Here is a 16,921-nt window from a genome sequence, read left to right as displayed (position 1 = left end):
GTTGAGCACCTCACCTACGGCCCCCACTGCGGCCCCCAAGACGCCCCCGCGACGACACTGGATCGTCGGAACGTTCCGCACCCCATTGGGAATCCTGGCCCTCACCTTCCTGACCGCTCTGATCGCCCTCGTCATCTTCGGACCGATGATCTGGGGTGACGCCGCTGTCGCAGCCAACCCGAAGGCACTCTCTCAGGGACCGAGTTCCGAGCACATCTTCGGCACCGACGCCGGCGGGCGTGACGTCTTCGCCCGCACGATGACCGCCGCGAGACTGTCGGTGCTCATGGCTCTCGGAGCCGTCGCACTCGGTGTCACAATTGGCCTGATACTCGGTACGCTCCCGACGCTCGCTCCCCGCTGGGTCGGACGAATGGTCGTGGCATTCCTCAACTTCGCCATCGCGTTCCCCGGACTGCTCCTCGCGATCTTCCTGTTGGTCGTTCTCGGACAGGGTGCGGGCAGCGCGGTGATCGCCATCGGCCTCGCCCTGGCCTCGCCGTTCGCGAGGTTGACGTACGCACTGGCTTCGTCGGTCAACGGACGCGACTTCATCGACGCAGCACGCATCCTCGGGGTCACCAAGCCGGGGCTGCTGTTCCGCCACATTCTCCCCAATATCCGTGAACCACTCATCGTCAATGCCAGCATCGCTGTCGGCAGCGGCCTGGTGGTCTTCGCCGGACTCTCGTTCCTCGGCTTGGGCATTCAGCCGCCTGCATTCGACTGGGGCCGGATGCTCAACGAAGGTCTGTCGAAGATCTTCGTCAACCCGGCCACCGCACTTGCCCCCGGCATCGCCGTCGTGCTCGCCGGCTTGACCTTCACGCTGCTCGGCGAGGCCATTGCTCGCGGCGCGGGAGTTCGCAGCCCGATCAGCAGTCGCCTGCCGAAGTGGAAGCCGATCAACCGGAAAACTGCCCAGGCCGATTCGGCGCCCAGTGACGAGGACGCAGTTCTCACCGTCCGCAACATGTCCGTCGCAGTCCCCGCGGGTGACGACTGGCGTCGCCCCGTCGACAACATCAGTTTTACAGTTCATCGCGGCGAAACCGTGGGCATCGTCGGTGAATCCGGCTCCGGAAAGTCACTGAGTTGCATGGCAATCGCGCAGCTGACCGACCACCCCACCGTGGTCGACGCCGGGCTCATCGAGTTCGACGGCACCGTGCTGATGAAGGACGGGAAGCGGCCGGACAACGCGGCTTCGCGCAAGGTTGCCCGCCAACTCGGCACACGTATGGCGATGGTGTTCCAGGATCCGATGTCGTCCATGAATCCGTCTCTCAAGGTCGGATACCAGGTCGCCGAGATCGGTTGGCTCCACGAAGGTATGAGCAAGGTCGACGCGAAGAAGGCGGCAGTCGAGCGACTGAACGCCGTCAAGATCCCCGACGCGCCCAGGCGTGCGAAGCAGTACCCCCACGAGTTCTCCGGCGGTATGCGTCAGCGCGCGATGATCGCCATGGGTCTGATGGGCAAGCCCGCTCTGATCATCGCGGACGAACCCACCACTGCGCTCGATGTGACCGTTCAGCGTGAGGTTCTCGGACTGCTCCACGAGGTTCGCGAGGAAACCGGCGCCGCAATCCTTCTCATCTCGCACGATATGGCCGTCATCACCGGCATGTGCACCCGTGTCCTGGTCATGTTTGCCGGCGAAATCGTCGAAGACATCGCAGTCGACGATCTGATCGCCGGTCGTGCAAAGCATCCGTACACCCGCGCGCTGATCGCCGCGGTCCCCACCATGAGCACCGATCGCGACAAGCCGCTTGCCACCGTCGACGAAGCCTGGCAGGTGGAGAGCCTCGACGCCGAGGAGAGCACCGCCGACCTCGAGTTGGAAGAACTGTTGGCTGTTGCAGAGGAGATCCGATGAGCAGGCTCGAATTCCGTGACGTCAACGTCCACCTCGGTAGCGGTTCGAAAAAATTCCACGCCGTCAAGAACATCAATCTCGACATCCCCTCCGGATCGGTGGTCGGTCTCGTCGGTGAATCGGGTTCCGGAAAGTCGACACTGGCGCGAGCAACTGTCGGCTTGGCCGAGCCCAGTTCCGGCCAGATCCTTCTCGACGGTGTGGACGTCGCTCACGCCCGCGGCGCGACGGCTCGTCTGCGCCACCGGATCCAGATGGTCTTCCAAGATCCGTACTCGTGCCTCGACCCGCGAATGACCATCGGCCAGTCACTCGCCGAGGCGCTGCGGTCCACCGAGCGTCGTGACAAAGCTCGCCGCAGCCGCGGCGACCGCGCTGCCGAGGTGGCTCGACTCCTCACCACCGTCCAACTGCCGGTGGAGAAGGCGCACGAATACCCGTCGTCGTTGTCTGGTGGTCAGCGCCAACGCGTTGCCCTCGCGCGGGCATTGGCAGCCGCACCGGCAGTTCTGCTTGCAGACGAAATCACCTCCGCTCTGGACGTGTCCGTGCAGGGCGCGGTTCTGAATCTGTTGGTGGATCTGCAGAAGCAGCTAGGTCTGACGGTTCTATTCGTCAGTCACAACCTGGCGGTGATCCGCTATGTCTGTGACCACGTCGCAGTCATGCTCGGCGGCGAGATCGTCGAACACGGGCCGGTTCTCGACGTGATCGATTCGCCCAAGGAGCCGTACACGGCAAAGCTGTTGTCCGCGATCCCGACCTTCGGGGAGCCGATGTTCCAATGACAACGCCGACCACTCTCGACTCCCCCGCTGCCGTAGCCCGTGCCGAAGAACGTCGTTCGGCGAGAATCCAGGATTACGCGTCCGTGGTTACACCGACCAGCATCGCCGTCTCGGCGTCGGGACGCATTGCATACGTACGTACCGAAGCGAATCCGGCCGCGGATACCAACGAGCACTCGATCTGGTTGGCTTCCCCGCAACTACAGCTCACCGCGGGACCTGCCGACACCTCGCCGGCATGGCATCCCGTTTCCACGCTGTTGGTCTTCGTTCGGCCGGATTCCTCGGGCACACCGCAACTGTGGAAGGTCGACGCCACCGGCGGGCCCGCCGTTCAGATGACCACCACGGCGCAGCTCCCGCTCGGCGCTGGGGCACCAGTGTTCTCTCCCGACGGTGCTCGAATCGCCTTCAGTGCCCCGGTCGACCGCACTGCCGCCGGATCGTCACACCTCTTGGTGGCGAAACGCCTCAACTACAAGGTCGACGGATCCGGTGTCCGGGGCAGCGTTCGGGCGCACTTGTTCGAGTTCGATCTGGCCGCCGGCTCGCTTCGGCAACTGACGGACGGCGATTGGGACGCTTCGCATCCCGCGTACAGCCCCGACGGCACCGAACTTGCTTTCACCGCGGCGATGGACGGCAATGCCGATCTGACACGGGCGAGCTCCGCGTGGACCGTATCGCTGACTGATCTCGCCTCGGCTCCGCGGATGCTGGGGCACGCACGCGGCATCGCCGGACCACTTACGTGGACACCTGTCGGCGACGCCGTCGTAGCAGTCGGTTGGCACACGCCGATCATTCACAACAACGAACTTCTTGTCCTGCACCGCGACCAGCGAGTGGAAGACCGCAGTCTGACATCCGAACTCGACCGAAACGTCATGCCTGGCGGGACCGGTTATCCCGGCGGCGCACCGTGTTTCACCGCCGACGGCGACATCGTCTTCTGCATCCGCAACCACGGCTCCACCGAACTGCACAAGGTCGATTTCGGATCAGGCTCCGTCTCACCACTTCTCACCGGAGAACAGACAGTGGTCTTCGGTCTTGCCCTGACGTCCGAGAAGGCCGTCGTCGCGCTTGCAACGGCGACGTCCTTCGGTGAGGTCGCCGTCATCGACCTCGAGACTCGTGCAGTCGAAACCGTCACCGAATTGAACACGGAACTGACAACTTCCGTCGCGTTTCCAGTCGCCTCCGAGCGTTGGTTCGACATCAGCGACGGCACCCGTGTTCAGGGTTGGATCTTGCGCGACCCGAACGTCACGGGCGCCGGTCCGCTGGTTCTGGACGTCCACGGCGGACCACACAATGCCTGGACCGGTACACCCACCCCGATGCACGCGTACCACGCGGAACTGGTCGCGCTCGGATACACGGTCTTGATGATCAATCCGCGGGGAAGCGACGGCTACGGCAACGAGTTCTTCGACGGTGTGCGTGACGGTTGGGGTGAGGCGGATCGCGCCGACCTGCTCGAACCAGTCGAAACCCTTGTCGCCGAGGGGATGGCCGATCCGAAGCAACTGGTGCTCACGGGCTACAGCTACGGCGGATTCATGACGTGCGCCCTGACGTCCGTCACCGATCGGTTTGCCGTCGCAGTCGCTGGCGGCCTTGTCTGCGACATCGCGAACACGGCGGGCCCCTCGGACGAGGGCATCTTGCTGCAGACGGTCGAATTCGCCCCGCAGTCATCTCGGGTACAGGAACTTTCGCCGCTGGGGCGAGTCTCCCAGGTGACGACACCGACACTGATACTTCACGGCGGTAGCGACGTCCGCTGCCCGGTCAACCAGGCTGAACAGTGGTTCGGTGGACTGCGTTTGGCCGGCACCCCTACCGAACTGGTGGTCTTCCCGGACGCGTCGCATGCCTTTGTGTTGACTGGTCGGCCCTCCCACCGTCTGGATTACAGCACCCGTCTCGTCGACTGGATCGAACGTCATCTCTCGCCTACGCCGGCACTGACCACGGTCGATCCCGACTACTGGCAGTACCGACTCGACACCCTGAGCGCGAAGTACGGGGTACCCGGTGCTTCGCTCGGAATTCTGACCACTACCCGCAGCGGTTTCGACCGCACCGTGGTGACGTCCGGTGTCGTCAGTACCCGCACCGGTGTCGCGGCCACTCCCGACACGTTGTTCCAGATGGGTTCGATCAGCAAGGTCTGGACGGCCACCCTGATCATGCAACTCGTCGAAGAAGGATTACTGGACCTCGACTCGCCTGTCCGGAACATTCTGCCGGACTTCGCAGTTGCCGACGCGGTAGCCACTGAAACGGTCACCACTCGCCACCTGTTGACTCACACCAGTGGCATCGACGGTGACGTCTTCATCGACGGCGGACGCGGCGACGACTGCGTCGAGCGATACGTCGCAGCCCTGACATCGACGGTGCAGCTCTTCGCACCCGGTACCGATTGGTCGTACTGCAACACCGGCTTCGTCATCGCCGGACGAATCATCGAGGTTCTCCGAGGCAAGAGTTGGGACGCGGTTCTGCGTGAGCGGATCATCGAGCCTCTCGGCCTGACCAAGACCACGACCTTGCCCGAGGAGACGGCACTGCACCGCGCTGCGGTCGGGCATGTCGGCGGTGCCGACAATCTTGCGCAGACACCACAATTCCTCATCCCTCGCTCGATGGGCCCCGCCGGTCTCATCAACAGCACCGCCGAGGACCTTCTTCTGTTCGCGCAGGATTCGATTCGCGAGGATCCGATTCTGCTTCAGCGGTCCACCCATCTGGCGATGCTCGAGGAGCGCCGCCAGATCGGAGAGGTGTCATCTGCAGACATCATGGGAACCACGTGGCTGCTGCACAATTGGGACGGGGTGCTGGCGCATGGTCACAACGGTGGAACCCTCGGACAGCAGTCCTTCTTGCGGGTGGTCCCGTCCTGCGGCATTGCGGTAGTCCTGATGGCCAACGGCGGTGCAATGGACGCCCTCTCGGGCGACCTTCTCGCCGAGGTGATCGGTTCCATCGGCGGCGTCGCCGTGACACCGGCATTTTCGCCTGGAGACCCCGCCACCCGCACCACGTCCTCACCTGAGGAACTCGATGCGCTGTGCGGTCTGTACCGCGATGCTGCTGCCGATTTCGTCCTGGAAAGAACCGGGAGTTCCTTGACCGCCCGCCGCACCGATCACATCGACCCTTCGGTCAACGCCGAAAGCGCAGAGTCCGTCTCTCTCAGCCTGATCGAAGTTCAGCCTGGAGTATTCGCGACCCAACTACCTCAATCAGCGGGTTGGATCCGGATCACTTTCTCCGACAACGGGAGTACACAATTGCTACACGTCGGAAGCCGCGCGTATCCGCGAGTGAACAACCGATGACCATTCTCCGCGATCTGGCCGCGCGCCAACTTCCTCAGATCCTCGAGGACGCCATCGCGCTCATCGAAGTCGAGTCGCCGTCGCACGATCTCGAAGCTGTTGCCCGAAGCGCGAAGTGGACGTCAGACCTTGTCCACGAACGACTCGGAGTGACACCGGAGTCGATAGTGACGGAAGGCCGAACCCATCTGGTGACCCGTTTCGGCAGCTCACCGACGCGGCTGATGCTGCTCGGTCACCACGACACCGTGTGGCCGATCGGAACCCTGACGCGCCTACCCGCAGCGGTCACCGACGGCGCACTTCGAGGTCCGGGTGGCCTCGACATGAAACTTGGTGTCGTTCAGGCAATCCACGCCCTCGCCATCGTCCGAGAGTTGCACGGCGACGATGCACTCGACGGAATCACACTCCTGGTCACCGGTGACGAAGAAATCGGTTCGCCCACGTCGCGGTCACTGATCGAGAAACTCGCGGCGGGCGCGGTACTGGTTCTCGAGGCCGGCGGTGACGGCGGCGAACTGAAGACTGTCCGCAAGGGAGTGTCGCTGTATCGGATCCATGTTGCCGGTCGCGCCGCGCACGCCGGGCTGGAGCCGGAAAAGGGCATCAATGCTGCAGTAGAACTGGCTCGTCTCGTGATCGCGGTCAACGACTTGTCCTCGCCGGCGCAGGCAACCACCGTCACCCCGACTGTCATTTCGGCCGGAACCACCACCAACACCGTTCCGGCAGAAGCCTTTGTCGATGTGGACGTGCGCGCAACCAGCGCTGCCGAGCAGGAACGGGTCGATGCGAATATCCGAGCCCTGCAGGCAATCCACCCTGAAGCCGTAGTCACGGTCTCGGGTGGCGTCAACCGTCCACCTCTCGAAGCGACGATGTCCGCACCGTTGCTGGCGTTGGCGGAACGTGTTGCGCTCGAGCATGATCTGACTCCTCCCGTCGGGCTCGCCGTAGGCGGAGCCTCGGACGGAAACTTCACTGCCGGTATCGGTATCCCCACCCTCGACGGCCTCGGTGGCGTCGGCGGCGGTGCACACGCCGAGACCGAGCATGCGCTCGTGTCCGCGATCGCCCCGAGGACGGCGTTGGTTGCGGGCCTTATTCGTTCGATCACGTCTGAAGGGGGCCCTCGTGTCGAAAAGCAAAGCGGTTGAGTTTCGAGAGCTGGTCGACAATCGCGAAATAGCCGATCTATCCGCCGTTTTCGATGAGATCTGGGCTACCAGCCCCGGACCGGCTCATTTCGGCACGGCGATGTTGGTTGCGCTTCATCACGGTGGTCACTACGTGGTGGGAGCCTTTTCCGAAGGCGAAATGATCGGTGGTTGTGTCGGATTCTTCGTCGAGCCTCTCGGCGAGGTTCTGCACTCACACATCGCCGGAGTACTACCGGGACACGCAGGCAAGGGAATCGGCCGCGCCCTCAAGCATCATCAGCGAGACTGGTGCATCGAGCGCGGTGTCAGGACGATCCGGTGGACCTTCGATCCACTGGTCGCACGAAATGCCTATTTCAACATTCAGCGTCTCGGTGCCGCACCGACCGAATACAACCCGGATTTCTACGGTTCGATGGCAGACGGCATCAACGCAGGCGACGCCAGCGATCGTATGCTCGTCAGTTGGGATCTCGACGTCGATGGATCTCCGAGTTCTGCTGTGGCCGTGAATGATACATTCAAGGTGCTTCAACCCACCGAGGACGGTACGCCTCGAATGCTCCCGATCCCACCCGACTGCATCGATATCGCAGTCGGAATACCCCGAGACATCGAGCATCTGAGAACAGTCGACCGCGCCTCTGCCTTTGCCTGGCGACACGCGCTTCGCGAGTACCTCGAACCACTGATCGCCTCGAAGGAATGGCAATCGACCGGCTTCGACCCCAGCGGCTATTACACGTTCACGAAAATCTGCGAGACAACCGGAGAAGAGCAAGTCCATGCACATTGAGTCCGTCGAATTGCGCGAACTGCGCATCCCTCTCGTCTCCCCCTTCACCACGTCATTCAGCACCCAGCTCGAGCGCAACACCCTCGTCCTGAAGGTGAGCGGCACCACCGACGGCCCCAACGGTCCGGTGGAGACTGTCGGCTGGGGCGAGTGCGGTTCGCTGAGCGATCCGTACTACAACTCGGAGTACACCGCTGGTGCGCGGGCGATGCTTCGCGAGTATCTCGTTCCGACGCTACGTAAGTCGCAGTCGGATCAGCCGCTCTCGGCCGAGACGGTCGGCAGCGTACTTCACCACATCGTGGGCCACCAGATGTCCAAGTCGGCTATCGAAATGGCAATTCTCGATGCTGAATTGCGCGCTCGCGGACAGTCTTTCGCTCGGTACCTCGGTGCCACTCGCACGCGAGTTCCCTCGGGAGTGTCCGTCGGCATCCAGGACAGCATCCCTCAGCTGCTCGAGACCGTCGGCAACTATCTGTCGCAGGGGTACGTGCGAATCAAGCTGAAGATCAAGCCGGGCTGGGACATCGCTCCCGTGGCTGCGGTGCGCAAGGAGTTCGGCTACGACGTTCCTCTGCAGGTCGACGCAAATGCCGCGTACACCCTCGTCGACGCGCAGTTGCTCCGTCGCCTGGACGAATTCGCACTGCTCCTCATCGAACAGCCGCTGGCCGAGGACGATTTGGTGCAGCACGCCAAGCTCGCCCAGTCCCTCTCGACTCCGATCTGCCTCGACGAGTCGGTCGAGTCGGCCAAGGATGCGGCGGATGCCATCACGCTCGGTGCCGCTTCGGTCATCAACATCAAGCCGAGCCGTGTCGGTGGATATCTGGAAGCCAAGCGCATCCACGATCTCGCCTCGGCACACGGTATCGCGGTGTGGTGCGGCGGAATGCTCGAGACCGGAATCGGCCGCGCCGCCAACGCGGCCCTCGCGGCGCTGGACGGGTTCACGCTGCCCGGCGACATCTCGGCGTCCGATCGCTTCTACAAGGAGGACATCACCGAACCGTTTGTCATCGAGGACGGCCACATCGCCGTGCCGCAGGGACCGGGCTTCGGTGTGACTCCACGTGAAGACGTCATGGATCGCTTCACGGTCGGAACCGAGACTCTGTAGGTCCACACAGTCACGCAGCAGCCACCTCCACCTTCACCCGGCGGAGGTGGCTGTTCGTCGTTTCTGTCGGTAGGGAGGTGCATAGTGATTCGGACATGACGTTCTGCACCGAAAGGCCCCCGATGAGTAGCTGGTCCGATCGCCCGATCTGCGCGTTCGACCTCGAGACCACGGGGCGGGATCCGTCGACCGCTCGCATCGTCAGTGCCTGCGTCGCGGTCATCGACGGTTCGAATGTCGAAACACGCACGTGGTTACTCGATCCCGGCGTCGATATCCCCGCCGACGCTTCGGCTATTCACGGAATCAGCACCGAGTACGCGGCGCGGCACGGCCAGAACTACGCCGAGGGCTACGAAGAGATTCGCGATGCTCTGCATAATTCCTGGGCGCGCGATCACGCCGTCGTGGCGTTCAATGCCTCCTATGATCTGACGGTCATGCATGCCGAGGGTCTGCGCATCGGCAAGCCCGCATTCGTTCCCGGGTTGGTCATTGATCCGTACGTGATCGATCGGGCGATGGATACGTTCCGCAAGGGCAAGCGAACGCTTGCGGCCGTGTGCGAGCACTACGGAATTTCATTGGAGTCGGCGCACGAAGCCGAGGCCGATGCCAAAGCGGCGGCGGCGTTGGCCCGCGAGTTGGCCGTGCGGTTCCCCGACCTCCTGGGGCTCGATCTCATGGTCGATCAAGCCGATTGGCACGCCGAGCGCCAGCGTGATTTCGCCGAGTACCTACTCAGCCAGGGCCGGGACGTAGGAGACGTCGACGGCCAGTGGCCGATTCGCGTTATCGCCTGATCCGGGCAATCGAGTACGCCGTCAGTCGGGAGTCACGATCGCGAAGTTCTTGTCGCCGGGATCCAACACCGCGGCAAGTCGCGCCAGAACCGACTCGTCCCCGGTGAGCGCGATGCCGGCATCGGCAAGCCCTTCGGCGGACAATCCGCCGAGAGCCAACGCAGGCAGCGATCGTTTGGTCGTGGACAGGATCGCGTCCGCAGGATCCTTTTGACTGTGCGCACTGTAGGTCAGGACTCCGTTGGCGAGCCGCAATCGGTAGCGTTCGTCGACATCGGTCAGCACGACGTCGATGGACAGTCGTTCATTCCAGGCACTCGGACCGTCAACTTGAATCGCTATGGCGTCGAACAACATTGCAGGTGTCAGCTGCGCGATGACATCCGGGGCGGTGGTTTCGGTGGGGGTGCCGAACTGGCCACCACGCAGTTCTGTGGTACCGGAGAGATACCAGTTGCGCCAGGTGCCGTTCTCCGCACCGTAGCCGAGCTGTTCGTAGGTGTCGGCCAACAGCGCTTTGGCTCCGGCGTGACCAGGCTCCGAGAACACGACGTGATTGAGTACCTGTGCGACCCAACGGTAGTCGCCGGCGTCGAACGAATCACGCGCTTTGGTGACCACTGCGTCGGCGCCACCCATGAATTCGACGTACCTAGTGGATTGCTCAACCGGAGTGTGTTCCCACAGACTGGCCGGGTTGCCGTCGAACCAACCGAGATAGCGTTGATAGATCGCCTTCACATTGTGGCTGATCGAACCGTAGTAACCTTTTGCGCTCCAGGCATTCTCGAGCGACGGTGGCAACTGGATCTCTTCGGCGATTTCAGGTCCGGTGAGACCTTTGTTGATCATGCGCAGCGTCTGATCGTGGACGTAGGCGTACAGATCACGCTGCGTGGCAAGGAATTCGACGACGCGGTCGTTGTCCCAAGTCGGCCAGTGGTGCGAGGCGAAGACAACTTCGACGTCGTCACCGAACATGTCGATGGTTTCGGTGAGGTACTGCGACCAACCGTGAGGATCACGCACAACAGCGCCGCGTAGGGTCAAGAGATTGTGGAAGTTGTGGGTGGCGTCTTCGGCTGCACACAGAGCTTTGAAGCCGGGAAGGTAGATCAACATTTCCGACGGCGCTTCGGTATCGGGTGCCATCTGGAAGATCATGCGGACACCGTCGACGGTCTCTTCGTGTCCGGTGGTGGTGACGATATCGGTCGGCGCGATGAGAGTGACGGTTCCGACCGACACAGTCTGTCCCAGACCTCCACCGACTTGTCCCTGCGGACCCCTGGCCAGTGCGGCACCGTACATGTAACCCGCACGTCGTCCCATCGCGGTACCCGCATACACGTTTTCGGAGACCGCGTGCTCGACGAATCCCTCCGGCGCAAAGATTTTCACGCTCCCGCCGTCGACTTCCTCCTGCGTGACGAATCCCTTCACACCACCGAAGTGATCGACGTGTGAGTGAGTGTAGACGATCGCCTTGATCGGCCGATCTCCCCGATGTTGTCGATAGAGTTCGAGCGCCGCCTTTCCCGTTTCGGCAGACAGGAGGGTGTCGATGACAACTACCCCCTCGTCGCCTTCGATGAAAGACGTGTTCGACAAGTCCATTCCGCGGACCTGATAGATGCCCGGGACTACTTCGAACAATCCGTCGATCGCGGCGAGTTTCGACTGCCGCCACAGACTGGGATTCACAGTCTCGGGTGCATCCCCTTCGAGGAACGAGTAGGTGTCGTTGTCCCAGAGAACTGTTCCGTCTTCGGCGGTCACCGCGTTCGGTTGACGGCGAGCAACAAGCCCGCGAGTGGCGTCGTCGAAATCCTGTGTATCGGCGAACGGCAGACTCCCGAGGAGCGCCTTCTGCTGACGAATGATGGTCTCGGATGCCGCGTTCGATGTCGTAGCCATACCGACATTTTGGCGCGCTGCGGTCGTCTTCGCCTCACCTTCTACGGGTGAATGATGTTCGTGACCAATGTGTCTGACCCGCGAGCGGAGAAACGAGCTTCCTTCGATCTGCGCCGGCCTCGTGATCGACGCAGGCGGGGGTGTTGCAGTCGCGGGTGTATCGGCGGATAGATCAAGCTCAGTGTCGATCCGAGTGTGAAGTAGCTGCGAAGCAGACGGAAGACGAGGTAGGCGGGAACGTACTTGACCGAACTCGGCCGCCAGACCAGGCACACGACGACCGTCATGATCATCGACATACCCAACAATGTCGCGACGATGGGTTGCCATTGCAGAGTCGTGAATGTCGATTGGAATGCGATTCCGGCGATACAGGCGAAAATGAGCAGTGGCGCCAGCATCGCTCGGCGTGCGGCGTTGACCAGGTTGAACGGCAACACGAACGTTCCGATCATCGTCTGCCGATCCAGGAGCAGCGCCCGGTTGCGCGCCGCGAGGTGGTAGATACTGCGAAACCACCGGGTTCGCTGCTCGAGTAGGTGCGCGTAGGACGCCGGAGTCTCGCTGTAGTACACAGCTTTCGGATCCGCCACACTGTGGTAGCCGGCGGCGGTCAGCCGCATGCAAATGTCGGTGTCTTCGCCATTCATCCCCTGCACCATGCCGCCTACCTTGATCAACTGGCTCCGCCGATAGACCGCGAACATCCCGGGAATGCCCATGACGCCCTGATACCCGTCGAGCGAGACCTGGAAGAAGCCGTGGCGCATGTACACCTCGATCAGGCGACACTTGTCGATCCAGGTCTTTTCCTCGCGCGGCATGGGGATCCCACCGACGCAGCCGACGCGCGGGTTCGCGAAATGTCGCATCGCTGTCTCGAGGCAACCCGGGCCGATGACAGTGTCAGCGTCGATCCTGGCTACGAACTCTTCGGTGATGTGGTCGATTCCCTTATTGAGTGCGATTGCCTTGCCCGGTGTCGGGCAGTCGAGGACGGTACCGGTGATGAAGCTGCATTCAGCAATGATCTGTTCTGCGACTTCGTGTGTGTTGTCGGTGGAGGCATTGTCTACGACGTAGAGGTGGATTCGTCCCGGGTATGTTCGCGCTGCGGTGTCGACGGCAGCGATGGTAGCGGCGATATCGTGCGCCTCGTTGTGAGCCGGAACAAGAATTGCCGTAGGCGGCGAGAACTCGTGACCGCGCGACTTCTTCAGCGCACGTACTCCGAGCAGTGCCGTCGAGATCGCCAGGAGTTGCTGCATGAGGAAAACTCCGGCACCGATACCTCCGAGAATTGCCCAACTCTTGAGGAGGTCGACGAGGTCGTACAGGACGTGCAATGCGATCGCGGCTCCAGCGATCGCCAGTACCAGGCATCCTGACAGTTTCAGGAACGCGCTCAGCGGTATTCGCGGGTCGAGTGGCAGCGGCCCCTGCGGGGGAAGTTGTGCCTGACGGAGGATGGTGTGAGGGAAGATCGCGAGGGCGATCAGCCCGGAGATCATCTGAGCTCCGAAGACGGAGATGGAGATGATCCCGGCGTTGTGGAGCAACCACGCCACAGTGTCGACCGCGACGCAGAACAACGCGTACTTACCCAGCAGGGAGAAGGCGAGGAATACTCTGCGCCAGATGTTCGAGTAGGCGCAGAGTGCGTAGGTGAAGAAGAACATGATCAGAAACAGCCGCAGAGGGAAGACGACCTTCCCTCGTCCCTCCGAAAAGATGACCAGGTCTCGCGGCATGTCGGTCAAACCTGAATGTACGAGGAATGTTCGGATGCACATGACGATGATCGACAACCCGGCAAAGGTGATCAGAAATCCGTTGGTCCCGCTCGACGGCCGATCGACGGCGTAGTCGGCCGGCGCGCTGTCGACAGACCGGAAATGATCGACCAGCGCACGGTCCTCGTCAGGAGCACGCAAAGCGTCAGTCATCGCACTCCCCCACTCACCGGGGTCCGTTCGCACGTGCCGGAGCGCCGGGACCCGTTGTGCCGTCGGCGTTCACGATGACGCTGCCCTGAGCCGTCATCAGTCGAGCGGATTCCGTCCCGAACGGCGGTACCGGAATCTTACCGGGTTCCCCGACAAACTGAATGGCGAGTCCCCCGGCACCTGTTGTACTGGTGGCAGTTTCGACCACCATGCCGTTGTCGAACGAGGAAATGTCGAGGGCGGATTGCTCAGGGCCGGCCAGAATTCGTCCATTGTCGATGCGCACCGGTGGATTCACTTCCGGGCTTTGCCCGATCAGCACGAATGGCTGACCCGATGCCGGTTGGGAATTCCAGAGAAACTCCGGGTCGTACCCATTCGGAATGAACTTCGTCAGCACCGGGACGACTGCGTTGAGTTCGTCCACTGCACTCACGCTCGAAGCATCGGGTCGATAAACGGCGAATCCTGGCGCAAGCGTTCGCGGTACGGCCGTGAATCCGATCCCCGGGTCATCACCGAGCACAAGAGCAGAAGTTGTTTCGAGTTGCATCGGGTACGTGGTCACTCGCACATCGCAGCCACCCAGATCACGGTCACGCTGGATGCTGAGGGTCAGAGCATTTTCCAGTAGCTGCGACGTCGGCAAAGGGATCACAGTCTCCACCGAGGTCGCGCGATCGAGGCGGCGACTGTCGACCAACTGATCGTTGAGTTGAACGTTGAGAATCCAGGTGAGGTCGTCGGGAGACGCCGGGAGTTACATCCCGACCCGAACTGATTGCGGTAGACGCCCGCCGGGTAGATCGGCGAGTGAGTACCCGATGCGCCACCGATGGTTTTCGGTGACCTGCACGACGGAGTTGTCACCGCCGAGTGCATCGAGAGCCACGTCGTTGCCGCTCAACGGTTTTGTCACGAGCGCTTGCGGATCGCTCCCTTCTGAATCGGCCGTGGACACAATCGGAGTCGTGAGGAATCTCGAAATCAAGTCACCGTTCGGTTGGGTCATCGCCACCACCGCTGTGCCCTCGGCCTTTCCGAGCGTGATGGGCTCAGCTTGTCCTTCCGGGGCAGACCAGCCCTGATCGACGAGTGCGTCCGTCGGGCCCACCATCACTACGTTTTCATCGCCTTCACCTGGCAACCGGTCCGAGTACGTCACCTCGTACCCTGCTCGGGTCAACGCGATTCCCATTTGTGCTGCGGCGGTTCGCCACTGGTCACTCTGATCGACCAGGACCACGGTGAGTCGACGATCCCAGGAGACGACGGCGTCGCGAACTGTGTGTACAGGTTCCGACAAGGCCGCTTCTACGACGCTGGTGGGATCCAGGTGCACCTGCATTCCGGCCGCATGGTCGGGTGTGCAGGTCCGATTGTCGAGGGTCCCTTGTACCTGCACCTGTACGCGCACCTGTCCGTCGCTCGACAACTGCTCCGGAACGTCGACCATGACGTCCAATCCGGTTTCCCCCGTGTCCAACTCACTCTTGTAGACCTGCTGACCGTCCATCCTCACGATCAGGAATACGACACTGTCCCGGGCCACCTGCGACGTCCCGGTCAATCGCAGTCGGGTCTGTTCCCGCGCCGAATCGACCGGGAAAGTGACGTCGAAACTAGTCGACGGCGAATCGTCGGTGAGCCAGACGCCGTCGTCGAATCCCGCTCCCGACAGCGACTTCGTGTAGTGACGATCCGCCGGAACATCGAGGCGGTTGTCGTCGACGTCGCGCGTGAACCACAACGGCCGCACGAACACGAACACCAGCAAGAGTACGACGGCGGCCGCAAGTACCCACCATGCCGATCGTGGAACCGAACGCCCACGTTCCCCCGGAAAGTATTCGGGCTCGGAATCTTTCGCTCCCGAGCCCGGAGTGCCATCAGGTGGATCTATGGCCGGGCCATCTGTGTCGTCGTTCATGCATCGGCTCCTGCGGCAGATGATCTCCTTGCGCTGTTCCAGTACGAGGTGGACGGTATTCGGCTCACATCGACCCGATCTGCATACTTCTGTGCGATTTCCACCGACTCCTGCAGCAGTCCGGAATCCAGCCGAGTCGGCTCCAGACCGAGGCCGAGCAAGTGGTCGTTGCGTGCACTGAGCAGGTTTTCATCAGCCTCGGCGCGGGGGTTCGGGACCTCACTGATGCGCGCGCCGATCGTCTCGGCAACCAGGCGTGCCAGATCGGATACGCGGTGAGTTTCGGTCACTTGATTCATCACGCGTACCCGGCCTTCGACGGCGTCCCCGGATTCTGCGGCTAATCGTATGCACCGCACTGTGTCACGAATGTTGATGAAGGCCCGAGTCTGCCCTCCGGTCCCGTGCACGGTCAAGGGATGACCGACGGCTGCTTGAACCAGAAAGCGGTTCAGCACCGTTCCGAAATCACCGTCGTAGTCGAAGCGGTTGATCAAACGGGAATCGAGCGCAGTCTCGTCCGTCTGCGTGCCCCAGACGATGCCCTGGTGGAGGTCGGTGATCCGCACGCCGTCGTTCCGCGCGTAGAACTGGAACAGCAACTGGTCCAAGGACTTGGTGAGGTGGTAAACGCTACCGGGCGCCGTCGGGTACAGAATTTCGCGTGAATGAAGATGTCCGTCTCGGTCCGGGTAACTCACGGTCAGATAGCCTTCGGGCAGATCTACCGGCACCGACTCGTATCCGTAGACGCCCATCGTCCCGAGATGAACTACATGGGCGTCGAGGCCGGTCTGAACCACCGCGGCAAGCAGGTTGTGAGTTGCGTTGAGATTGTTGTCGACGGTGTAGCGCTTGAGTTCCGGCGATTTCATCGAGTACGGAGCAGCGCGCTGTTCCGCGAAGTGCACGATCACCTCCGGACGAACCTTGCTGAGGACATCGAGTAAGACGTCGTACTCGTGGGCCAGATCGAATTCGACGACGTCGATTCTTCGGCCGGTCACTTCCGACCAGGCCCGCACACGCTCGGAGAGAGTCGAAATCGGGGTAAGCGACTGCACCCGCAGTTCGTCGTCGATTCGACGACGAACAAGACTGTCGACGATGGTCACCTGATGCTCGTGCGCCGAAAGATGCAGAGCGCTCGGCCAACCGCAGAATCCGTCACCACCGAGTATCAGTATGCGCATGGTTCTCCCTCTGCCGTGGCCATT

Annotated in this window: 12 protein-coding genes; 7 read left to right on the top strand and 5 right to left on the bottom strand. The window is 62.1% G+C overall.

Annotated features, from left to right (window positions below; all coding sequences use genetic code 11):
• Position 1: 1 nt before the first annotated feature.
• The 7 genes from EEB12_RS20485 (at position 2) to EEB12_RS20455 (ending at position 9,911) form a co-directional block, all read left to right on the top strand.
• Complete coding sequence (locus EEB12_RS20485; RefSeq protein WP_258537166.1) at positions 2–1,882, top strand: dipeptide/oligopeptide/nickel ABC transporter permease/ATP-binding protein; 1,881 nt, start codon at positions 2–4, stop codon at positions 1,880–1,882.
• On the top strand, positions 1,879–2,670 hold the full coding sequence (locus tag EEB12_RS20480) for an ABC transporter ATP-binding protein (protein WP_003940215.1): 792 nt from the start codon (positions 1,879–1,881) through the stop codon (positions 2,668–2,670). Before EEB12_RS20485 ends, EEB12_RS20480 begins: the two co-directional genes overlap by 4 nt.
• Positions 2,667–6,026: a serine hydrolase gene (locus EEB12_RS20475; protein ID WP_141488399.1), complete on the top strand. Its 3,360-nt coding sequence runs from the start codon at positions 2,667–2,669 to the stop codon at positions 6,024–6,026. The genes EEB12_RS20480 and EEB12_RS20475 overlap by 4 nt, the downstream gene beginning before the upstream one ends.
• A complete protein-coding gene (locus tag EEB12_RS20470; RefSeq protein WP_141488398.1) occupies positions 6,023–7,186 on the top strand; it encodes a M20/M25/M40 family metallo-hydrolase in 1,164 nt (387 codons plus the stop codon). The genes EEB12_RS20475 and EEB12_RS20470 overlap by 4 nt, the downstream gene beginning before the upstream one ends.
• Positions 7,164–7,985 (top strand): GNAT family N-acetyltransferase, encoded by an 822-nt coding sequence (locus EEB12_RS20465; protein WP_029256203.1) that lies wholly within the window; start codon positions 7,164–7,166, stop codon positions 7,983–7,985. The genes EEB12_RS20470 and EEB12_RS20465 overlap by 23 nt, the downstream gene beginning before the upstream one ends.
• Positions 7,975–9,108 (top strand): o-succinylbenzoate synthase, encoded by a 1,134-nt coding sequence (menC, locus tag EEB12_RS20460; RefSeq protein WP_020909062.1) that lies wholly within the window; start codon positions 7,975–7,977, stop codon positions 9,106–9,108. Before EEB12_RS20465 ends, menC begins: the two co-directional genes overlap by 11 nt.
• A gap of 122 nt (positions 9,109–9,230) precedes the next feature.
• Positions 9,231–9,911, top strand: a complete 681-nt coding sequence (locus tag EEB12_RS20455; protein WP_042952889.1) for a 3'-5' exonuclease — start codon at positions 9,231–9,233, stop codon at positions 9,909–9,911.
• 21 nt (positions 9,912–9,932) lie between these two features.
• Here the strand turns inward: EEB12_RS20455 and EEB12_RS20450 are convergent, their stop codons facing one another.
• The 5 genes from EEB12_RS20450 to EEB12_RS20435 form a co-directional block, all read right to left on the bottom strand.
• On the bottom strand, positions 9,933–11,828 hold the full coding sequence (locus EEB12_RS20450; RefSeq protein ID WP_092764364.1) for an alkyl/aryl-sulfatase: 1,896 nt from the start codon (positions 11,826–11,828) through the stop codon (positions 9,933–9,935).
• A gap of 41 nt (positions 11,829–11,869) precedes the next feature.
• A complete protein-coding gene (locus EEB12_RS20445) occupies positions 11,870–13,774 on the bottom strand; it encodes a glycosyltransferase (protein WP_047889706.1) in 1,905 nt (634 codons plus the stop codon).
• Positions 13,775–13,787: 13 nt separating this feature from the next.
• Complete coding sequence (locus EEB12_RS30900) at positions 13,788–14,432, bottom strand: hypothetical protein (RefSeq protein WP_258537164.1); 645 nt, start codon at positions 14,430–14,432, stop codon at positions 13,788–13,790.
• 102 nt (positions 14,433–14,534) lie between these two features.
• Positions 14,535–15,704 carry a hypothetical protein gene (locus tag EEB12_RS30895; protein ID WP_258537162.1) on the bottom strand — a complete coding sequence of 390 codons (1,170 nt, stop codon included), beginning with the start codon at positions 15,702–15,704 and terminating at the stop codon, positions 14,535–14,537.
• Positions 15,701–16,897 carry an NAD-dependent epimerase/dehydratase family protein gene (locus tag EEB12_RS20435; protein WP_141488397.1) on the bottom strand — a complete coding sequence of 399 codons (1,197 nt, stop codon included), beginning with the start codon at positions 16,895–16,897 and terminating at the stop codon, positions 15,701–15,703. Before EEB12_RS20435 ends, EEB12_RS30895 begins: the two co-directional genes overlap by 4 nt.
• Positions 16,898–16,921: the final 24 nt, after the last annotated feature.

This window comes from Rhodococcus sp. WS1, from assembly GCF_003797745.1.
Taxonomy (GTDB): Bacteria; Actinomycetota; Actinomycetes; order Mycobacteriales; family Mycobacteriaceae; genus Rhodococcus_F; species Rhodococcus_F erythropolis.
The sequence above is the reverse complement of the archived record's forward strand: the minus strand, read 5'-3'. Positions and strand labels throughout refer to the sequence as shown.